The 20,044-nt window shown below is 65.0% G+C and carries 16 protein-coding genes; 11 read left to right on the forward strand and 5 right to left on the reverse strand.

What is annotated here, in order from left to right; genetic code table 11:
- Positions 1-544: 544 nt before the first annotated feature.
- From ABF648_RS06280 to clpX, 4 genes are all read left to right on the forward strand, one after another.
- Positions 545-1,567 carry an AI-2E family transporter gene (locus ABF648_RS06280; RefSeq protein WP_415631441.1) on the forward strand — a complete coding sequence of 341 codons (1,023 nt, stop codon included), beginning with the start codon at positions 545-547 and terminating at the stop codon, positions 1,565-1,567.
- 185 nt (positions 1,568-1,752) lie between these two features.
- Positions 1,753-2,376: an ATP-dependent Clp protease proteolytic subunit gene (locus ABF648_RS06285; RefSeq protein WP_415631471.1), complete on the forward strand. Its 624-nt coding sequence runs from the start codon at positions 1,753-1,755 to the stop codon at positions 2,374-2,376.
- Positions 2,377-2,384: 8 nt separating this feature from the next.
- Positions 2,385-3,077, forward strand: a complete 693-nt coding sequence (locus tag ABF648_RS06290; RefSeq protein ID WP_415631442.1) for an ATP-dependent Clp protease proteolytic subunit — start codon at positions 2,385-2,387, stop codon at positions 3,075-3,077.
- 101 nt (positions 3,078-3,178) lie between these two features.
- Positions 3,179-4,462 carry an ATP-dependent Clp protease ATP-binding subunit ClpX gene (clpX, locus tag ABF648_RS06295; RefSeq protein ID WP_415631443.1) on the forward strand — a complete coding sequence of 428 codons (1,284 nt, stop codon included), beginning with the start codon at positions 3,179-3,181 and terminating at the stop codon, positions 4,460-4,462.
- A 52-nt stretch (positions 4,463-4,514) separates the two neighbouring features.
- Here the strand turns inward: clpX and ABF648_RS06300 are convergent, their stop codons facing one another.
- The gene (locus ABF648_RS06300) at positions 4,515-4,832 is read right to left on the reverse strand and encodes a hypothetical protein (protein ID WP_415631444.1); all 318 of its coding nucleotides are present in this window, start codon (positions 4,830-4,832) and stop codon (positions 4,515-4,517) included.
- 96 nt (positions 4,833-4,928) lie between these two features.
- Between ABF648_RS06300 and thrC the strand changes: the two genes are divergently transcribed.
- From thrC to ABF648_RS06315, 3 genes are all read left to right on the forward strand, one after another.
- Complete coding sequence (gene thrC / locus ABF648_RS06305; protein WP_415631445.1) at positions 4,929-6,380, forward strand: threonine synthase; 1,452 nt, start codon at positions 4,929-4,931, stop codon at positions 6,378-6,380.
- Between the two features lie 134 nt (positions 6,381-6,514).
- Positions 6,515-7,636 (forward strand): 6-phosphofructokinase, encoded by a 1,122-nt coding sequence (locus ABF648_RS06310; RefSeq protein WP_415631446.1) that lies wholly within the window; start codon positions 6,515-6,517, stop codon positions 7,634-7,636.
- 1 nt (position 7,637) lies between these two features.
- Positions 7,638-8,387 (forward strand): HAD family hydrolase, encoded by a 750-nt coding sequence (locus ABF648_RS06315; protein WP_415631447.1) that lies wholly within the window; start codon positions 7,638-7,640, stop codon positions 8,385-8,387.
- 108 nt (positions 8,388-8,495) lie between these two features.
- Here ABF648_RS06315 and valS read toward each other — a convergent pair whose 3' ends face one another.
- Positions 8,496-11,102 carry a valine--tRNA ligase gene (gene valS, locus ABF648_RS06320; RefSeq protein ID WP_415631448.1) on the reverse strand — a complete coding sequence of 869 codons (2,607 nt, stop codon included), beginning with the start codon at positions 11,100-11,102 and terminating at the stop codon, positions 8,496-8,498.
- Between the two features lie 82 nt (positions 11,103-11,184).
- The gene (locus tag ABF648_RS06325; RefSeq protein WP_415631449.1) at positions 11,185-12,015 is read right to left on the reverse strand and encodes a DsbA family protein; all 831 of its coding nucleotides are present in this window, start codon (positions 12,013-12,015) and stop codon (positions 11,185-11,187) included.
- A 208-nt stretch (positions 12,016-12,223) separates the two neighbouring features.
- Here ABF648_RS06325 and ABF648_RS06330 point away from each other — a divergent pair, with 208 nt between their 5' ends.
- From ABF648_RS06330 to ABF648_RS06345, 4 genes are read left to right on the forward strand one after another with little or no spacing between them, the layout of a single operon-like run.
- On the forward strand, positions 12,224-13,684 hold the full coding sequence (locus ABF648_RS06330) for a bifunctional folylpolyglutamate synthase/dihydrofolate synthase (protein ID WP_415631450.1): 1,461 nt from the start codon (positions 12,224-12,226) through the stop codon (positions 13,682-13,684).
- A 15-nt stretch (positions 13,685-13,699) separates the two neighbouring features.
- The gene (gene ndk / locus ABF648_RS06335) at positions 13,700-14,116 is read left to right on the forward strand and encodes a nucleoside-diphosphate kinase (RefSeq protein WP_415631451.1); all 417 of its coding nucleotides are present in this window, start codon (positions 13,700-13,702) and stop codon (positions 14,114-14,116) included.
- On the forward strand, positions 14,113-15,543 hold the full coding sequence (locus ABF648_RS06340; RefSeq protein WP_415631452.1) for a type II CAAX prenyl endopeptidase Rce1 family protein: 1,431 nt from the start codon (positions 14,113-14,115) through the stop codon (positions 15,541-15,543). The genes ndk and ABF648_RS06340 overlap by 4 nt, the downstream gene beginning before the upstream one ends.
- Before the next feature lie 5 nt (positions 15,544-15,548).
- On the forward strand, positions 15,549-17,513 hold the full coding sequence (locus ABF648_RS06345) for a TIGR03960 family B12-binding radical SAM protein (protein WP_415631453.1): 1,965 nt from the start codon (positions 15,549-15,551) through the stop codon (positions 17,511-17,513).
- 11 nt (positions 17,514-17,524) lie between these two features.
- Here ABF648_RS06345 and ABF648_RS06350 read toward each other — a convergent pair whose 3' ends face one another.
- Positions 17,525-18,619 (reverse strand): calcium:proton antiporter, encoded by a 1,095-nt coding sequence (locus tag ABF648_RS06350; protein ID WP_415631454.1) that lies wholly within the window; start codon positions 18,617-18,619, stop codon positions 17,525-17,527.
- The gene (locus tag ABF648_RS06355; RefSeq protein WP_415631455.1) at positions 18,616-19,845 is read right to left on the reverse strand and encodes a TerC family protein; all 1,230 of its coding nucleotides are present in this window, start codon (positions 19,843-19,845) and stop codon (positions 18,616-18,618) included. Before ABF648_RS06355 ends, ABF648_RS06350 begins: the two co-directional genes overlap by 4 nt.
- Positions 19,846-20,044: the final 199 nt, after the last annotated feature.

Genomic DNA, 20,044 nt, shown 5'->3' on the forward strand with positions numbered 1-20,044 from the left:
CTCCCCCCGCCCCCCACCACACCCCAGCCCCCCCGCGGGCAAGCGCCCCGACGTTCTCCCCCCCCCCCTATTCGATGCGCGGCCCCCGCCAGGGCGGCGGCCCCCAATTCTGTTCACCCGGTCTGATTCACCAGCTCGGTTCGAGCTGGCCGGTGCATGTGGTCGGGGTCTGTGCAGATGGTTGAGCGTGTTGTCAGCGTCGCGTTCGTGGCGATGACCATCGCGCCAATGTGTCGACAGCTGGAATATCGAAGAATGCCCTCAACAACGGCATCGGGCGGACACGTGAGACGCTGTGGACGCCAATCGCGGATTGCGTCGAGCAGGGGAGAACGCCGTGGCAGAAGACCAGGAACTGACTGAGCCCGGAGAATCCGGTGGGTCGCCGGGAGACTCAGGTGTCTCCACCGGTTCGGCGACTCCAACCCCCTCCGAGGACCAGCAGCCATCCCGCGCTGCTTTTCCCACCGAGAACGACGAGAGGGGGACGCCGCAGGGGCCGTTCCACGGACAGCCGCATTGGCTTCCCAGGCTGACTGTCGTCATGGTCGCAATGGCGGGTGTGGCGGGTACAGTGTGGACGTTTCAGCAACTCTCCTGGTTCCTGGCGCCCACCTTCTTGGGCTTCAACCTCGTCATCGCGGCCTATCCGATCTATTCGAAGCTTTCCCACAGGGGCCTGCCGAAGTGGATCGCCGGCCTGTTGATGGCAGCGTCGCTCATTGCGTCCGTCGTGGTGTTCGGACTCGCTTTCTCATGGGCGGTGAGCACCACGGTGTCCACGGTGCCCGACTATGTGCCACGTTTCACCGAGCTCTACAACCAGTTGCTGCACTCCTTCCGCGAGCGCGGCATCGATGTCGACCCACTGCAGTCCGCCGGCCAATACATGGACCCGTCCCACCTCGTCACGGTGGGCACCAGTCTGCTCGGTTCTGTTTCGGGGATCCTCAGTGCGGCCACCGTTGCCTTCGTGACGATGATCATGGTGATGGCCGACTCCATGGGCTGGAGCGAGCGGATGAAGGTGGCCACCGGCACCCACCCGAGGATCACCCATGCCTTGGTGGGATTCTCCGAGGGCGTCCGGCGCTACTGGCTGGCGTGCACATTGTTCGGCCTCATCATGGCCGTCATCAACGGCATCACCTTGAAGATCTTCAATGTGCCGCTCATGGGCGTCTGGATGTTCCTCACATTCATCACCACTTTCGTGCCCTCGGTGGGATTCTTCTTCGCAATGGTGCCGCCTGTCATCACCGCGCTGCTGATGAACGGCTGGCAGAATGCGCTGGTGGTCATGATCATCTACTTCGTGACGACCTGGGTGGTGCAGGGCTACTTCCAGCCGAAGGTCACCGGTAATGCCGTGGGCGTGAACATCACCGTCTCCTTCCTGTCGCTGCTGTTCTGGGCCTGGGTGTTCGGCCCGATGGGCGCCATCATCGCGTTGCCGGCCACTCAGCTCGTGAAATCTCTGGTGATCGACGCCGATCCGAAGGCCCGATGGGTGAACTCCTTCATCTCCACCGAGGCGAAGGTGACCGGAGCAGATCCGCAGACCTGAGGAGGGAGATCATTGCGCAACCACCCATCGCGGGGTCCGGCCGCCGATCGGAACGGCTGGGCGTTCGCAGCGCTGCTCCATACACCGTGAGCGTTGTGGGCTCATGCCGGCATGCCGGCAGCGAACAGTTGTGAACCGCCTCCGCTTTGTCAGTGCATCCGGGTAGGTTCTTCGTTGTGAACGACATGGTCAATTTCCCCGTGCTGCCCCCCTCGGCAGCAGCCGGTGCAGGCGGTGCCGGCCTCAGTGACAACGTCTACCAGTCCCTACTGGCCAACCGCATCGTCTTCCTCGGGTCCGAGGTGAAGGACGAGAACTCCAACGCGATCTGTGCGCAGATGCTTCTGCTCAACGCCGAGGATCCTCATACCGACATCTACCTCTACATCAATTCCCCCGGTGGTTCGATCGACTCCGGCATGGCGATCTACGACACCATGCAGTGGATCTCCAATGACGTGGCGACGGTTGCCCTCGGTCTTGCCGCGTCGATGGGTCAGTTCCTGCTGTCCGGAGGCACGCACGGCAAGCGCTTCGCCCTGCCGCATGCCCGCATCCTGATGCATCAGCCTTCCGGTGGTATCGGCGGCACTGCCTCCGACATCAAGATCCAGGCCGAGCAGAGCATCCATCTCAAGCACGAGATGGCTGCCCTCATCGCAGGCCACACCGGTCAGACGGTGGAGCAGATCGAGAAGGACTCCGATCGTGACCGCTGGTTCACGGCACCGGAGGCTCTCGAGTACGGCTTCATCGACCACGTCTACGAACGCGCGTCCAAGATTCCCACCGACGCGCCGAACCAGTGAGGATCGCCATGACTTCCTTGAGACAAGACATCGTCAGCGGTGCGCATTCGCTCGCCGGTGCACAGCCGGTGGCCCCAGGTGGACTGGCCACATCCCCGAGCGCGGAGTACTACATCCCGCAGTGGGAGGAGCGCACCAGCTACGGCGTGCGACGCGTCGATCCCTACACCAAGCTGTTCGAGGATCGCATCATCTTCCTGGGCACGCCCATCAACGACGACATCGCCAATGCGGTGATGTCTCAGCTGCTGTGCCTGCAGTCGATGGACGCCGACAGGCCGATCTCCATCTACATCAATTCCCCGGGTGGATCCTTCACGGCGCTCACCGCGATCTACGACACGATGCGTTACGTCAAGCCGGCCGTGCAGACGATCTGCCTCGGGCAGGCGGCTTCGGCGGCGGCGGTGATCCTGGCGGCCGGCAGCAAGGGCCAGCGCCTGGCGCTCCCGAACAGCCGTATCCTCATCCACCAGCCGGCCATTGGCGAGGGCAGCTACGGCCAGTCGTCCGATCTGGAGATCCAGGCCAATGAGATCCTGCGCATCCGCGCGTTGATGGAGCAAATGCTGGCGGACAGTACCGGTCAGCCGGTGGAGCGGATCACCGCCGACGTGGAGCGAGACAAGTACCTCACTGCTCAAGAAGCAGTCGAGTATGGGATTGTCGACGACATTCTCACGTCGCTGAAGGATCGCTGAGAGCTTCAGTACAGGCCCGGGTGGGTGCGTTGATGTCCGGTTCGGCGCACCCACCCGGACTAGTCTGGAAGATCATCAAGAGATCATGAGAGGAGGCGGAAATGCCACGCATAGGGGAGAGCGGGGACCTGTTCAAGTGCTCCTTCTGCGGCAAGAGCCAGAAGCAGGTCAAGAAGCTCATCGCAGGTCCGGGCGTCTACATCTGTGACGAGTGCATCGATCTGTGCAACGAGATCATCGAAGAAGAATTCTCCGAGGGCACGGAGGCCGATGCGCCGAGCGAGCTGCCCAAGCCGGCTGAGATCCAGGCCTTCCTGGACACCTACATCATCGGGCAGAATGCCGCGAAGAAGACTCTGGCAGTCGCGGTCTACAACCATTACAAGCGCGTCCAGGCACGTCTTGAGGCATCCGCCAAGCGCGACGACGAGGTCGAGCTGGGCAAGTCCAACATCCTGCTGATCGGCCCCACCGGCTGTGGCAAGACCTATCTCGCGCAAACCCTGGCAAAGATGCTCAAGGTGCCCTTCGCGATGGCCGATGCCACAGCCCTCACCGAGGCGGGTTATGTCGGCGAGGACGTCGAGAACATCCTGCTCAAGCTCATTCAGGCTGCCGACTTCGATGTGAAGAAGGCCGAGACCGGCATCATCTACATCGACGAGATCGACAAGGTGGCCCGCAAGTCGGAGAATCCGTCGATCACCCGTGATGTCTCCGGTGAGGGCGTCCAGCAGGCGCTGCTGAAGATCCTTGAGGGAACAGTCGCCTCGGTTCCTCCGCAGGGTGGCCGGAAGCATCCCCATCAGGAGTTCATCCAGATCGACACCACGAACATCCTGTTCATCGTGGGCGGTGCCTTCTCCGGTCTGGAGGACATCATCGGCGAGCGAGTCGGCAGGCACTCGCTGGGCTTCAGCAATGACGCATCCGAGGTGATCCCCGACGAGCAGAATCTCGATCTGTTCTCCGGAGTCAGTCCGGAAGACCTGCACGTCTTCGGCCTGATCCCGGAGTTCATCGGGCGTGTGCCGGTGATCGCGACGGTTCCCAAGCTCGATGAGGAGGCACTGCGGCGCATCCTCACCGAACCGCGCAATGCACTGGTCAAGCAGTTCGCGAAGCTGTTCGAGCTCGACGGGGTGTCACTGGAGTTCACCCCGGAGGCAGTCGAAGCGATCGCTGCGAAGGCCATCGACAGGGGCACCGGAGCTCGAGGGCTGCGCGCCATCCTCGAAGAGACACTGCTCGATGTGATGTTCGAGGTGCCCAGCCACGACGACATCGCGCAGGTGCTGGTGACAGCAGAGCTGGTCAGGGGCGAAGAGCCACCCGTCATGGTCACCAGAGCCGAGGTCGCGGAGCGCCGTCAGCTGTCGGCCTGAGTCCCGCCGGAATGAGTTCTGGCCGTTTGTGAGTGCCGAACCGGTCACTGGCTCACTCGGGCAGTTCCAGTGGTGTCCAGGTCTGACCGGTTCGGCGCAGCACCACCGGCGGCGACATGGTCGCCAGCGACTGCATATTCGCGCAGATCTGGCGAGCACATTCCCAGGCCCGGGTGTCCTCGTCGTCGTCATTGGAGCTGGGGATGGCGAATCTCACGGTGACAAGCGGACGCATCTTCTCGATGTCGAGGCGTACGTCGTCGGCGTGCGCGTGATCGGGAATCGCCAGCCAGGCCGCCGGTAGCACCTCCGCGGGTTGATGACCGGACTTCATCCCCTGCACGGCGAAGCGGGCTCGAAATGATGGCATACGCCCATCCTGCTCCAGCCCGCCCACATCTCAGCCCGGTCGGGCTCAGCTCGTCAGATGTTTTGGCGACCCTGGGTGGGCAGATAGTCTGAAGGGGTGCGCTACATCTCGACTCGTGCCGATTCCGGTGCAGCTTCGAAGTCCTTCTGCGACATCCTGTTGGAGGGCCTGGCTCCCGACGGCGGCCTCTATCTGCCGGTGAGCTATCCGCACGTTGACGCCGATACGCTGGAGCGCTGGCGGGCTGTGCTGGCGCAGCAGGGCTATGCCGGGCTCGCCGCCGAAGTGCTGCAGCTGTTCATCGATGACATCCCTGCAGCAGACCTGCGCGAGATATGCGAGCGCGCCTATACGGCTGCGAAGTTCAGCGACCCCCAGATCGTGCCTGTGACGCACATCGGCGATGGCCCGCTGTGGCTGGGTCATCTGTCCAACGGACCGACGGCCGCCTTCAAGGACATGGCGATGCAACTGCTCGGCGAGCTGTTCGAGTACGAGCTGGGCCGCCGCGATGACTGGCTGACCATTCTCGGTGCCACCAGCGGAGACACCGGAAGCTCGGCCGAGTATGCGCTACGCGGCCGTGCACGGCTCAGCGTCGTGATGCTCACCCCGGCCGGGCGTATGACACCCTTCCAGCAGGCACAGATGTTCGGCCTGGACGACCCGAACATCGTCAATGTCTGTGTCGACGGCGTCTTCGACGACTGCCAGGACCTCGTGAAGGCAGTCAACTCGGATGCCGAGTTCAAGGCGCGCTGGCACATCGGGGCCGTCAACTCCATCAACTGGGCACGGCTGGTGGCCCAGATCGTCTACTACGTGAACTGCTGGCTGCGGATGACCGCCGGGCCCGGCGAAGAAATCAGCTTCGCAGTGCCCACCGGCAACTTCGGCAACATCTGCGCCGGTCACATCGCCCGCTGCATGGGCCTGCCGATCAAGCGGCTCATCCTCGCCACCAACGAGAATGATGTGCTGGACGAGTTCCTGCACACCGGCGTCTACCGGGTGCGCTCCGCCCAGGAGACGCTGGCCACGTCGAGCCCTTCGATGGACATCTCGAAGGCATCCAATTTCGAGCGGTTCATCGCTGACCTGTTCGGACGCGAGGGCGCGAAGGTGCGGGAACTCTTCCGCCAGGTCGCCTCGACCGGCAGCTTCGACATTTCCGGGACTCCCGAGTTCTCCCGCATCCGAAACCAGTATGGCTTCGTCTCGGGTCATTCCCACCACAGTGACAGGGTCGCCACCATCGGCAGGCTGTGGCGCGAGCACGAGGTGCTCATCGATCCGCACACCGCCGACGGCGTCCATGTGGCCGAGGAATTCGCCAGTTCCGGCAGCGAACCGATCGTGGTGCTGGAGACCGCGCTGCCGGTGAAATTCGCCGAGACCATCCGCGAGGCCACCGGCAGCCTGCCGCCCCAACCGGCGCGCTTCGCCGGCATCGAGGACAGCCCTCGTCGCACCGTGGAAATCGGCAATGACGCGGATGAACTCAAGAATCTGGTGGCTGCCACTGCCGGAGCAGTGCACAACGCCTGACGTCTCGTGGCTCGATGCACCACAATGTGTGAGGCAGAACGCGCCTGGTGCGAGTCCGGCGTCGACTCCCATTCCGATCTTCGGTTCCGCGCTCCAGCAAGTGGCTGGGCAATGACGATCCAAGGAGGCAGTTCATGACGATGCGCGTCGGCATTCTCACCGCTGGTGGTGACTCCCCGGGGCTGAACGCTGCGATTCGCGGCTTCGGCAAGGCTGCGCTGAGCACCCACCACATGGAATTGATCGGCTTCCGCGACGGCATGCGGGGGCTGGCCGAGAACCGCTACATCCCGCTGGACGCACAGGCGTTGTCGGGGATCCTCACCGTTGGTGGCACCATCCTCGGCACCTCCCGTGACAAGGTGCACAAGATGATGGTCGACGGCAAGCAGAAGGACATGATCCCGACCATCAAGAAGAACTACGAGAAGGACAAGCTCGACGCGCTGGTCTGCCTCGGCGGTGGAGGCACCGCCAAGAACGCCCGGCGGCTGTCCCAGGCGGGTCTCAATGTCATCACCTTGCCGAAGACCATCGACAACGATCTGGTCGGCACCGACCAGACCTTCGGCTTCGCCACCGCGCTGGAGATCGCCACCGAAGCCGTCGACCGGCTGCATTCCACCGCGCACAGCCATCACAGGATCATCCTCACCGAGATCATGGGGCACCGGGCCGGCTGGCTGGCTCTGGGCGCCGGGATCGCCGGGGGAGCAGATGTCATCCTGCTGCCCGAGGTGCCCTACAACGTGGCATCCATTGCACAGACCATCAGGAGGCGCCGTTCCCACGGCTCGAACTTCTCCGTCATCGCGGTGGCCGAAGGTGCCCGCAATGAGCAGGACGCAGCGGAGCTGGCAGCAGCCGATGCCTTGGTGCGCGAGGCCGGGTCGCCCAGCGCCCGCGACGCCGCGAAGGCGCACAGGGCCAATGTCGAGGCCTCCCACCGGGCACACACCTTCACCCTCGCCAACCAGCTGGAGGAGGCCACCGGCCTGGAGTCGCGGGTGACCATCCTCGGCTATGTGCAGCGCGGCGGCACCCCATCGGGTCGCGACCGCCAGCTGGCCACGGTGCTGGGCACTGCGGGCGCCGACATGGTGGCCGACGGGGTCTTCGGCATCATGGTCGCCAGTCGCGGTGAGGGCGCCGAACCGGTTCCGCTGGATAAGGTGGCCGGGAAGATCCGCTATGTGCCCACCGATCACCCCTGGATCAGGGCCGCCAAAGAGGTGGGGACCGGTTTCGGGGACTGAGGTGGCGGTACTGCTGCGCGTCGAGGCGCTTGTCCTGGACATGGACGACACCATCAATCGCACCACCGAGGCGATGTACGGCGCATTGGGCACGGCTGCCTCGACGCTGTGGCCGGCGTTGTCCGAGCAGGACAGGGCAGCGGCGGTCGATCACTACGTCCGTGACGAGGCAGGGTGGTTTCCCCGGTTCTCCACCGGCGCTCTGGACTATGGGGGGATGCGGCGAGGCAGGCTCGGCGCGATGGCGCGAGCCATCGGCGTCGCGGAGCTGGATGACGAGAATTTCACCCGGTTCGAGACCACGTACCGAGCCGCCTTCGTGGCTGGCTGCTGCGCGTGGGACGACGCGCTCCGACTGATCGACCGGGCTGAGGAAGCAGGTATTCCTGTCGCCGTGCTGTCGAACTCCACCGAGTTCATGACGCGCAAGAAAGTCAACAGGCTCGGCATCGCCGATCTCTTCACAGCTGTGCTGACCTGCGATCAGCTCGGCGCGGGCAAACCCGATCCGAATGCCTATCGGGCGGCCTGTGAAGCCCTTGATTGCGCGCCTGACAAGGTGGGTTACGTCGACGACTTGCGCCGCGATGCCCTCGGTGCCACCGCTGCGGGTCTCCAGTCGGTCTGGCTCGATCGCCTGGGGATCGGCGATCAGGTCAGCTGCGGTCAGCTGAGCGGCGGCAAGGACGCGTTCGCGGCACGCGTCACGAGCCTCGACGAGATCGATCTGGAAATGCTGGCGGGCCGCTGAGGACGACAATGAGCGGTGTCCGGTGGACGAGGAGATCGGCTGGCTTCCGGGGTGGCACCAACGCGAGGTGACCGATCAGCGCCGGATCGCGGCGCAGTCGGCAGCCCGTCAGCGTGCAGTCTTCACCGGAGCCTCGCCCAGGGTGATCTCCGCGGTGATCTCGTCGCCGGAGACCACCCATTCGATGGGGCAAGAAATATGTCCCACCGCGGCGAGATCGGTCTCGACTGACTTGAGGTGGTCGATGGCCGAGGCCGGGCCGCTGAGAACGATCTTCTCCACCGGGGTCTTCATGGAGACCTTGGCGTCGGACTTGGCCCCGCGCACCAGGATGAGCGCCGCCGCGACATCGGAGATCAACTCCGGATCCCCGGAGTCCGGCAGCTCGCCGACGGTGGGCCAGGCGGAGGTGTGCACCGAGCCGGCGTGCCACCAGCTCCACACCTCGGCGGTGACGAAGGGCAGGTAGGGCGCCATCAAGCGCAGCAGCACCGACAGCACCAGCTGCAGGGTGGCATTCGCCGAATCTGCGGCTTCTTGTCCCGAAGCACCATAGGCGCGCTCCTTGACCAGTTCCAGGTAGTCGTCGCAGAAGCTCCAGAAGAACTCCTCGGTGGCTTCCAGCGTCGTCGTGTAGTCGTACTTGTCGAGCGACTCCGTGGCCCGGGTCACCACGGCACGCAGCGCGGCCAGTTCCGCAAGGTCCACCGGCGCAGTGATCGCCTCTGAGCCGGTCGGGGCGCCCATGCCGAGCACGAACTTTGAGGCATTGAGCACCTTCATGGCCAGCCGGCGTCCGACCTTCATCTGGCGCTCGTCGAAGGGGGAGTCCATGCCGGGGCGTGCCATCGCGGCCCGCCAGCGCACCGCGTCCGCGCCGTACTTGTCGAGGATGTCGGTGGGTACCACGACATTGCCCTTGGACTTGCTCATCTTCTTGCGATCCGGGTCGGTCACGAAACCCGAAATCGTGGCTCGCTTCCAGGGCAGCTCGTCGAACTCGAAGTGGGCCCGCACCACACGGCTGAACAGCCAGGTGCGGATGATGTCGTGCGCCTGCGGCGCAAGATCCATCGGGAAGGTGAGTCCGAACAGCTCGGGGTCGCGCTGCCAACCGCAGACGATCTCCGGGCTGAGCGAGCTGGTGGCCCAGGTGTCCATGACATCCGGATCTGCCACGAATCCACCCGGCACGCCGCGCTGCTCGGGAGTGAATCCCTCCGGGCAGTCGGAGGTGGGATCGACCGGCAACGAGGCCTCGTCGGCGACGATCGGATCGGTGTAATCGATCTCGCCATCTGCATCCAGCCGATACCAGATCGGGAAGGGAATGCCGAAGAAGCGCTGACGGCTGACCAGCCAGTCGCCATTGAGCCCCTCGACCCAGTTCGAGTAGCGGTGGCGCATGTGCTCGGGCACGAAGTCGATCTGCTCGCCGCGCTTGAGCAGCAACTCCTTGAGCGCATCGTCGCGCCCGCCGTTGGAGATGTACCACTGGCGGGTGGACACGATCTCCAGCGGTTTGTCGCCCTTCTCATAGAAATTCGCCATGCGCTGGGTGGGCCTGGGTCCGCCCTCCATCTCGCCGGTCTCGACCAGCTTCTCGACCATCGCCTTGCGCGCCGAGAAGGTGGTGCGGCCGGCCAGATTCTCCAGATACCACGCGGCATCGGGCAGCCAGTCAGGTGCTTCGCGCGACAACCTGCCGTCACGCCCGATCACCGTGCGGGTGGGCAGCCGCAGCTCACGCCACCACTGGACGTCGGTGAGATCACCGAAGGTGCAGCACATCGCGATGCCGGCGCCCTTGTCCATCTCGGCGGCCGGGTGGGCGAGCACCGGGATCTCCACACCGAAGACCGGCGTGATGACCGTGGTGCCGAACAGTGGCTTGTAACGGTCGTCGTCGGGATGGGCGATCAGCGCGCAGCAGCTCACCAGTAGCTCGGGACGGGTGGTCTCGATGAACACCGCATCGCCGTCGGGGCGGTGGAAGGCCAACCGGTGGTAGGCGCCGGGGTAGTCACGCGCCTCGAGCTCGGCCTGTGCCACCGCGGTCTGGAAGGTGACGTCCCACATCGTGGGGGCCTCACTCATGTAGGCCTCACCGCGACGGTAGTTGTTGATGAAGGCAAGCTGGGAGATCCGCTGGGTCTCCGAACCGATCGTCGTGTACAGCTGCGACCAGTCCACCGACAGGCCCACCTTGCGCCACAGGTGCTCGAAGGCCTTCTCGTCCACTTCGGTCAGCTTGTGACACAGCTCCACGAAGTTGCGGCGGCTGATCGAGACCTGCTTCTTCGGGTTGGGCTTGACCGGCGGCACGAAATCGGGGTCGTAGGGGATCGACGGGTCGCAGCGCACGCCGTAGAAGTTCTGCACCCTGCGCTCGGTGGGAAGGCCGTTGTCGTCCCACCCCATCGGGTAGAAGATGTGCTTGCCGAGCATCCGCTGATACCTGGCCACCACATCGGTGTGGGTGTAGCTGAAGACATGGCCCACGTGCAGCGAGCCGGACACGGTGGGCGGAGGGGTATCGATGGAGAACACCTGTGCCCGGGTGTCGGGGCGCTGGAAGGCGAACAGTTGCTGCTCGTCCCAGATCTTCGACCACTTGTCCTCAAGGCCCTCCAGCGCCGGCTTCGCCGGTACCTGCCAGCCAGAGGTTGTCGGCTGGGCAGGGTTCGGCGTGGGTGCAGAAGTCATGGCTTTCATCCTAATGACCGGCCCACCGTGCCCCGAAACTCGCGCACCCAGGCGGCGCCGGCCCCATTCGGGGCCAGACCGGCCCACCAGATCATGAGGCCGAGTTGATCACCGACATGACGTAGTCCTCGGTGGGATTCTGCTGGGTGAACTGGATGGTCTTGCCATTCACCACGAAGGTGGGCGTCGAGTTGTATCCGGCCTTGGATGCGGCGTTCTCCACATCGGTGCTGAAGTTGGCCGTCTGGTTCTCGTCGAAGCAGGTCTGGAAGGTGGTCAGATCGGAGCCGGTGATGCCGGCCTGCTGGGCGAAGGTGTTCCGCAGCTGATCAGTGGTGTATCCGGTGCCCTCAGTGCTGGGTTGATTGGCGTAGACGGTGTCGTGGTACTGCTGGAAATGACCCACGACATCCGCGCATCCGGCGGCCCGCGCCGCGCGCACGGACGAGTCGTTGTGGAAGTTGTTGTCCAAGAAGTAGCGCATCCGGTATTCGAGCTGGATCTTGCCCTCCTTGGCGAGTGACTCGAAGACCGGGTGGTACACGGTCTCATAGCTCTTGCACGCCGGGCACTGGAAGTCCTCGATGCTCACCAGAATCGGGGCCTGCTTGTTGGTGCCGAGCGTGGACATGATGCCGGTGTTGTCGGCGGTGGCATTGGGCGGCACGATCTGTGCGCCGGTCACATTGGAAGCGGGGGAGGACTTCTTGCCGCCGATGACGCCGGTGGTGCCGAGGGCAACCACCACGATGATGGCCACAGCGACGATGGCCGCGACGATGATGACGATGGTGCGCAGCCTGCGCTGGTGGGCTGCCGCCTGCAACTGCTGCTGGCGCAGCGCCTCGCGCCTGTTCGCAGCCTTGGCGCCCTGCGGCGTCGAGTTGGCGCTCTTGTTGCGTGGAGCCTTTTTGGAGGCCATGACCCACCTTCCGGGTTGTGTTCTGCGGGATCGGCGGGCTCCGGACCACCATGACGGGCTCCGGTGACCGCATCCGCTCCACCCTGCGACAGCATTGCCGAGTCTAGCCGACCCGCTATGTGATTCAAGATTCAAGTTGTTGACTGCTGATGCGGACTGCGCGGCTCGTCCAAGAGGCACTGGACCGCGGCTGGCTACCCTAGGGGCGATGTCCACTGCACAAAATCCCGGCGACTACGCCGGAGGCCACAGCGTCCAGCACCATCAGATCGTCGACCAGATCAGCTCGCGCTGGCCGGAGCATCATCCGGGGCCTTCGCTGAGCCGGATCAGCGCATTGTGCGAGCTGCTGGGCGCGCCCCAGCAGTCGGCCCCGATCATCCAGATCACCGGGACCAACGGCAAGGGTTCCACCGCGATCATGGTCGATTCGCTGCTGCGCGCGCTGAATCTGCGCACCGGCCGGTTCACCTCGCCGCATCTGGAGGACATCAGCGAGCGGATCTGCATCGACGGGCTTCCCATCGCACCGGATCGTTTCGACGAGATGTGGCATCAGATCGCGCCGATGGTCGCCATGGTCGACGAGCGTCAGCTGGACGGCATCGCCATGACCTTCTTCGAGGTGATGACCGCGATGGCCTATGCGGCATTCGCCGACGCACCGGTGGACGTGATGATCATGGAAGTGGGGATGGGCGGGCGCTGGGACGCCACCAGTGTCGGCGACGCCTCGGTTGCCGTGGTGGGTCCGGTCGGGCTCGACCACATGCAGTTCCTCGGTGACACCATCGCCGAGATCGCCGTCGAGAAGGCCGGCATCATCAAGGCCGGTTCCACGGCAGTGCTCGCCGGTCAGCTCCCGGAAGCCGCGGAGGTGCTCCAGGAGAGATGCGTCGAGGTGGGGGCACCCATGGTGCGTGAGGGTATCGACTTCGCACTGCTGGACCATCAGCCCGCAGTGGGAGGACAACTGTTGCGTCTGCAGACCGCATCCGGGCCGCTCGGTGATCTCTTCCTTCCGCTGCACGGTGTGCACATGGCCCACAATGCCGCCGTCGCAGTGGCAGCTGTCGAGGCCTTCCTGGGCGGCAAGGGCCTGGATCCCAAGGTCCTGGAGGAAGGTCTGGCTGCCGTTCGCGCTCCTGCCAGGCTCGAGACCGTGCACCACGAGCCGAATGTGGTCCTGGACACCTGCCACAACCCGCAGGGTGCACGGGCGACCATGGACGCGCTTGCCGAGGCCTTCGACATGCAACCCCTGGTCGGACTGGTGGCGATCATGGAGGACAAGCAGGTGGAGGAGGTGCTGCGCATCTTCGAGCCGGTGATGGACTCGATCGTCGTCACCCAGGTGGCCGGCAATCCTCGGGCCATGCCGGTGGACGATCTTGCCCATCTTGCCCAGGACATCTTCGGCGCCAATCGGGTCAGTTCGGCCGCAGACGTGCCCACGGCGCTGAAGACGGCCATGGACGGCGCCGAGGCCGCGGGAGAGCAGGCCGGTGTGCTGGTGGCGGGATCGGTGTGGCTGGCCGGGCAGGTGCGAGAGATCCTTGCCCCTGATGACACGGGGACCGGCGGATTGATGACTTCCCCCGGCACAGGCCCCTTGACGCTGGGCGTGCCGGATCCGGGCGGCGCAGATCAGGGCCTGCTGGACAGTTGAGGATAAAGTGAACTCGTGACCGATGTTCAGCGCGCACTCGTCCTGGCCAAGCCGGACGCCGTCAAGAGGCATCTTGTGGGTGCCATCCTTGCCCGCTACGAGGCCAAGGGCCTGGATGTGGTGGCCATGCAGATGCGTCAGATCGACGAGGATCTGGCCTCCCAGCACTATGCCGAGCACGTCGGGCGCCCCTTCTACCCGGGTCTGATCGACTTCATCACCTCCGGCCCTCTGGTCGCGATGGTTGTCGAGGGGGAGCGGGCCATCGAGGTGGTGCGCTCGATCAACGGCGCCACCGATGGTGTCGCCGCGGCTCCGGGCACCATCCGGGGCGACTACTCGCTGAGCAATCAGCAGAACCTTGTCCATGCCTCGGACTCTGTGGAGTCGGCGGCCCGCGAGATCGCGATGTGGTTCCCGGATCTGCGATGACCACGTCATCGTCCGGTTCGGGGGACGGTCCCCCTCCGCGTCGGGTCTGGCCGGAGGGCGCATCGGAGCAGGCGGGCATCGATGCCCAGCACATCGGCTCCCAACCATGTGACCAGGGTCGGGCGACTGCCGAGGAGCAGGAATGGACGGGCAAGTCGCGCCATCCTGCCCCGCCGGTGCCCTCGTTGCCGGTCATTCCCACTCGCTACCACGGCTTCTGGCGAGCACCCCGATGGTCGTTCTGGAAACCGCTCGTCGCGCTGGCTGTCGGCATAGTGGGATACCTGGCGGTGAGTACCGGGCTGAGCATTCTGGCCCTCTACATCGACGCATCCACGGGCCGCGTGCCGATGGCCGAGCACGTCGAGCAGCTCCAGAATGGCGGCGGGCTCACTCCCTCGCTGTTCATCCTCAACAATCTCTCGCTCGCCGCGTGCATCCTGCTGGCCTGGGCCGGTGGCGCGATCAATGCCCAGCGTCCCGGCTGGCTGAGCAGCGTCGTCGGGCACTTCCGGTGGCGCTGGTTCCTCGCCTGCCTCGGCTGGCTGCTGCCGCTGTGGATCATCATGATGGTGGTGACCTCACTTGTTCCTGCCACGGCCGGGGAGGGCACGGCACTGCACGTCAGCCGTGACACGGGGATCATGATCGCCGGCGTCCTGGTCACGACGCCGCTGCAATGCGCGGGGGAGGAGTTCGGCTTCCGCGGCCTGGTCAACAGGGCTGTGGCCAGCTTCGTGCCGCAGAACACCAGGATCAGGGCGCTGATCTCTGCGCTGATGGGCGGCGTGGGCAGCTCGTTGTTGTTCATGCTGGCCCACAGCGCGCAGGACCCCTGGCTCAACCTGTTCTACTTCTGCTTCGGTGCCGGTGCCTGCTATCTGTGTCATGTCAGTGGCGGTCTGGAGGCATCGATGGCGATGCACATCGTGAACAACATGACGAGCATGGTCTTCCTGCCCTTCATGGATTTCAGCCGACTTTTCGACCGTGCCGAGGGCAGTGGGAATGCATGGGGCCTGATCCAGCTGGCCGCGGTGGCCGGTGGTGCGGCGATCATCACCTGGCGGGTCAAGAGGCGCGGCATCGTGTCGGAGGGCGCTCCAGCAGGCCTTGACCTCGATGCTCCCGGGGGCACAGCCATGGCTGCTCCAGGGGCGTCGACCCCGGGCGCGCCCGGGCATGGCATGGGTCAGGCGTCGTCCTCGTTGCCTGTTGTCCCCGCGTCGTACCCTGAGCAGGCATACCCGGGACGCCAATTCGATGCCCCGGTGACCAGCGGGACCTCCTCGGGGCCCGGAATCCCCTGGCAGCCCACCGCGCCGCCGATCGGGGATCCCTGGGACGAGAACGGCCGCCCGTTGTTCGGGGACGGCTCCCTGTCCCAAGCCCGGGAACACAACAGAAACGCGCCACACGAGGAGTGACAGTCATGACCAGCAGTCGTCGAGCTGAGCCGGCATCCCAGTTCGCCCGGCTGGAGCCGCTGCTGGCCCGGGTGGCCACCCCGGTGCAGTATGTCGGCGGGGAGATCAACTCCCAGCTCAAGGCCTGGCAGGACGCCGAGGTGCACTGGGCGCTCGTCTACCCCGATGCCTACGGTGTCGGCCAGCCCAACCAGGGCATGGCGGTGCTCTACGAAATACTCAACGAGCTGGACTGGGCTGCCGCGGAACGTTCATTCGCGGTGTGGCCCGATCTCGCCGGTCTGATGAGGGACGCAGGTCTTCACCAGTTCACGTTGGAGAGCCACCGGCCGATCTCGGGCTACGACATCATCGGAATCAGCCTGTCCACCGAGCTGGACTTCACCAATGTGCTCGCCATCCTCGACCTGGCCGGGCTGCCGCTGCACACATCCGACCGGGTGCACGACGAGCCCCTCGTGGTGATCGGCGGGCACTGCGCCTTCAATCCCGAGCCGATCGCCGACTTCGTCGACGTCGTCGTGCTCGGCGACGGCGAGGAGGCATCGATCGAGCTCTCCGGATATGTGCGCGACTGGCGCGCCCAGGGCTGCCCGGGCGGGCGGGACGGGCTGCTGGAAGCACTTGCCCGCAGCGGCGATTTCTATGTGCCCCGCTTCTACGACATCAGCTACGCAGCCGATGGCCAGATCAGCAGGATCAGCCCCAACCGGCCCGACGTGCCCACCAGCGTGCGGCGCTGGGTGCTCACAGATCTGGACGACTGGCCCTACCCGAAGGCTCCGATCGTGCCACTGGCCGAGACGGTGCACGAGCGCTACTCGGTGGAGATCTTCCGCGGCTGCACCCGCGGATGCCGGTTCTGTCAGGCGGGCATGGTCACCCGTCCGGTTCGCGAACGCTCCGTGCAGACCATCGACGCGATGGTCGACAAGGGGCTGGCGGCGACCGGGTTGGAAGAGGTGGGCATGCTCAGCCTGTCCAGCGCCGACCACTCCCAGATCGACGAACTGGCCCGTGGGCTCGCTGAGCATTTCGACGGCTCGAATGTCTCGCTGAGCATCCCGAGCACCAGGGTGGATGCCTTCAACGTGGACCTCGCCAGGCAACTGTCCCGCAACGGCCGCCGCAGTGGGCTGACCATCGCGCCCGAGGCCGGCTCGGAGAGATTGCGGGCGGTGATCAACAAGAACGTCACCGAGCAGGATCTGATGTCGACCGTCACTGCCGCATTCGGTCAGGGCTGGCGTTCGGTGAAGATGTACTTCATGTGCGGCCTGCCCACCGAGACCGACGAGGACGTGCTGGCCATCGCAGAGCTGGCACGCCAGGTCGTCCGGACGGGGCGGCGGGTGAGCGGTTCCCGTGACATCCACGTGACCATCTCCATCGGTGGTTTCGTGCCGAAGGCCCACACGCCCTTCCAGTGGGCTCCGCAGGCCAGCGCCGAGATGATCGACCACCGGATCGGCTTGCTGCGCGACAATGTGCGCGCCGACTCGCACACCCGCAAAGCTGTCAGCGTGCGCTACTCCGACGGACGGCCGGGCATGATCGAGGGCCTGCTGGCCAGAGGTGATCGACGCGTCGGCAGGGTGGTCGAGGCGGTCTGGCGAGCCGGTGGCCAGTTCGACGCCTGGAGCGAGTACTTCGACTTCCGGCGCTGGATCGACTCCGCGGAACAGGAGCTCTCGGTGCTGGGCGTCAGCACCGACTGGTACACCAGCCGCGCTCGTGGCGAACTCGAAGTGCTGCCCTGGGACCACCTGGACGCCGGCCTGGATCGCGGCTGGCTGTGGCAGGAGTACGAGGCGGCCCGCAGGGCTGTTCAGCTCGCCGACTGCCGCTGGGCTGATTGCAATGACTGCGGGGTCTGCCCCGGTCTGGGTGTGAAGATCGAGCTGGCCCCATCCCAGGCACTGGCCCCATCCCAGGCACTGTCCGGACGGCTGGTCACCGATGACCGCTGAGCCAGTGCGGATCAGGGATTGGCTGCCAGGAAGATGAATGCGGCGAGCATCACCAGGTGCACCCCGCCCTGCAGGCGGGTGGCCCGACCGGGCACGACCGTCAGGATTGCCAGGCCGATGGACAGGCACAGCAGCACGATCTGAAGCGGGCTGAGTCCCAGCTGCAATTCGCCGGGGAAGACGAGCATCACCGCCGCCAGGGTCGGGATGGTCAGGCCCAGGCTGGCGGTGGCCGAACCCAGGGCGAGATTCAGGCTCACCTGCACGCGATCACTGCGCGCGGCGTGGATCGCGGCCAGTGTTTCGGGAGCCAGCACCAGGAAGGCGATGATCACACCCACGAAACTGTTGGGCAGCCCGATCGAGGTCACGCCGGACTCGATCACGGGGGAGAGCACCTTGGCCAGCCCGACAACGCTGACCAGGGCCACGAGCAGCAGCGCCAGGCTGGTGAAGGTGGCGCGCCGGGTCGGATTGTGGTTGGCCGGCGAGGTGGTGATGGTCCTGCCCTTCATGTCGACGGGCAGGAAGAAGGAACGGTGACGACCGGTCTGGGCAGATACGAACATGGCATACAACACCAGCGAGGCCGCGCCGGCGAAGGCGAGCTGGCTGGGCGTGAATGCCGGGCCCGGGGAGCTCACCGTGTAGCTCGGCAGCACCAAGCAGATGCCTGACAGCGCCGCGACCGTGGCCAGTGCTCCGGTGCTGCCACGGGCACTGAAACGCGCCACGCCGTGCGGGCTGGTGCCGATCACGATACAGATGCCGATGATGCCGTTGACCGTGATCATGACCGCCGCGAAGACGGTGTCCCGGGCCAAGGTTTCCGAACTCTTGCCACCGGCCATCAGGGTGAGGATCAACCCCACTTCGATCACCGTGACCGCGACAGCCAGGACCAGCGAGCCGAAGGGTTCCCCGACTTTCTCGGCGACCACCTCCGCGTGGTGCACCGCGGAAAGCACTGCACAGATGAGCAGCACGAACATCACCACGTCGATTGCGAAGGGCGGATGTCTGCCCCATGTGAACAGCAACATGATGAATGCCAGGACGGGCAGCACCGTCGTCGCATGGATGCGCCCAAGGATTCCACTGTTCACGAAGGACCTCCTGACTGATTCGTACCGCCCTCGGCCCTTCCGCCTCGCCGCTGGGCGTGCCTCGAAATTGCCAGGTCCACCGAGGCCGGCAACCCGGGCTCCTCGCGCAGCTTAGCGTGAGCCCTCGGACCGAGCGCGTCCACGGCTGCGAGGCTGGCGAGCAGGCGGTCGTAACTGTCCTGGCGTGCCTCGTCACCGGCATCGTCGTCCAGCCCGATGTAGTGACCGGTGCAGTGCCGCACCCGGGAGATGGCCACTTGCACCTTGCCCGCCGGGCTCAGCAGCGAGGCGATCACCGTGATGGCCAGCACCACAACGATCACCACCAGTGACAGCGGCGTGCTGATCTCGATGACGTGCACGGGCTCGCCATCATTGATGAAGGGCACATTGTTCTCGTGCAGCGCGTGCAGGATGAGTTTCACCCCGATGAAGCCGAGGATCGCCGCAAGCCCATAGGAGAGGTACACGAGCCGATCGAGCAGCCCGTCGATCAGGAAGAAGAGCTGCCGCAGGCCCATCAAGGAGAAGGCGGTGGCGGTGAAGACGATGAAGATGTTCTGCGTCAACCCGAAGATGGCCGGGATCGAATCGAGCGCGAAGAGGATGTCGGTGCCGCCGATGGCCGCCATCACCAGCACCATCGGTGTCATGACCCGCTTGCCGGCCATGACAGTGAACAGCCTGTCCTGGTCATAGCCCTGGGAGGTGGGCAGCACCCGGCGGGCCAGCTTGATCATGACATTGTCGGCCTCGTCGCCGCGGTGCTCGTCGTCCCCGGGCTTGGCGGTGTGACCCGCGGTGACGAGCAGGATCAGGCCGAACAGGTAGAACACCCAGGAGAATCGGTTGATCAGCGCGGCGCCCAGGAAGATGAATCCGGTGCGGGCGAACAATGAGAAGACGATGCCGAACAGAAGCACCTTCTGCTGGGCGGCACGTGGCACCTTGAAGCTGGTGATGATGATCAGGAAGACGAACAAGTTGTCGACGCTGAGCGCCTTCTCGGTGATGTAGCCCGCGAGGTATTCCCCGCCCATTTCGGTGCCGCCCAACAGCGTGACTGCGCCGCCGAACAACAGTGCGATGCCGACATAGGTGCCGGACCAGACGGCTGCTTCTTTCAGAGTTGGCTCGTGCGCCTTGCGCACGTGCACGAAGTAGTCGAAGGCGAGCAGGCCCACGATGAGCACGAGGGTTGTAATCCATGCGGCAGAGGAGACCATGGCGGCTCTTTCGGGGTGGACGGCAGCGAACGGTGCTTGAAGAATACTGATCACACCAGGGGCGAAACCGGTTTCGGTTGAACAGCTCCGCGCTGGACGGGCGCACAGCGACAGCACAGACGTCCAGGAACTGCGATGACGCCATGAGTGGATGTGCCTGTGTCAGCGGATTGTCGGCAGGCTTGGTGCTGGTCGGCGC

The sequence above is a fragment of the Propionibacterium sp. genome, assembly GCF_047719395.1.
Lineage (GTDB): Bacteria > Actinomycetota > Actinomycetes > Propionibacteriales > Propionibacteriaceae > Propionibacterium.

Bases quoted from the DNA above. Each gene is read 5' to 3' on its own strand.
- ABF648_RS06310 (WP_415631446.1), top strand. From the start codon at position 6,515: ATGACGATGCGCGTCGGCATTCTCACCGCTGGTGGTGACTCCCCGGGG.
- ABF648_RS06285 (WP_415631471.1), top strand. From the start codon at position 1,753: ATGGTCAATTTCCCCGTGCTGCCCCCCTCGGCAGCAGCCGGTGCAGGC.
- ABF648_RS06280 (WP_415631441.1), top strand. From the start codon at position 545: ATGGTCGCAATGGCGGGTGTGGCGGGTACAGTGTGGACGTTTCAGCAA.
- clpX (WP_415631443.1), top strand. From the start codon at position 3,179: ATGCCACGCATAGGGGAGAGCGGGGACCTGTTCAAGTGCTCCTTCTGC.
- ABF648_RS06330 (WP_415631450.1), top strand. From the start codon at position 12,224: ATGTCCACTGCACAAAATCCCGGCGACTACGCCGGAGGCCACAGCGTC.
- ABF648_RS06345 (WP_415631453.1), top strand. From the start codon at position 15,549: ATGACCAGCAGTCGTCGAGCTGAGCCGGCATCCCAGTTCGCCCGGCTG.
- ABF648_RS06325 (WP_415631449.1), bottom strand. From the start codon at position 12,015: ATGGCCTCCAAAAAGGCTCCACGCAACAAGAGCGCCAACTCGACGCCG.
- valS (WP_415631448.1), bottom strand. From the start codon at position 11,102: ATGAAAGCCATGACTTCTGCACCCACGCCGAACCCTGCCCAGCCGACA.
- ABF648_RS06290 (WP_415631442.1), top strand. From the start codon at position 2,385: ATGACTTCCTTGAGACAAGACATCGTCAGCGGTGCGCATTCGCTCGCC.
- ABF648_RS06355 (WP_415631455.1), bottom strand. From the start codon at position 19,845: ATGGTCTCCTCTGCCGCATGGATTACAACCCTCGTGCTCATCGTGGGC.
- ABF648_RS06340 (WP_415631452.1), top strand. From the start codon at position 14,113: ATGACCACGTCATCGTCCGGTTCGGGGGACGGTCCCCCTCCGCGTCGG.
- ABF648_RS06300 (WP_415631444.1), bottom strand. From the start codon at position 4,832: ATGCCATCATTTCGAGCCCGCTTCGCCGTGCAGGGGATGAAGTCCGGT.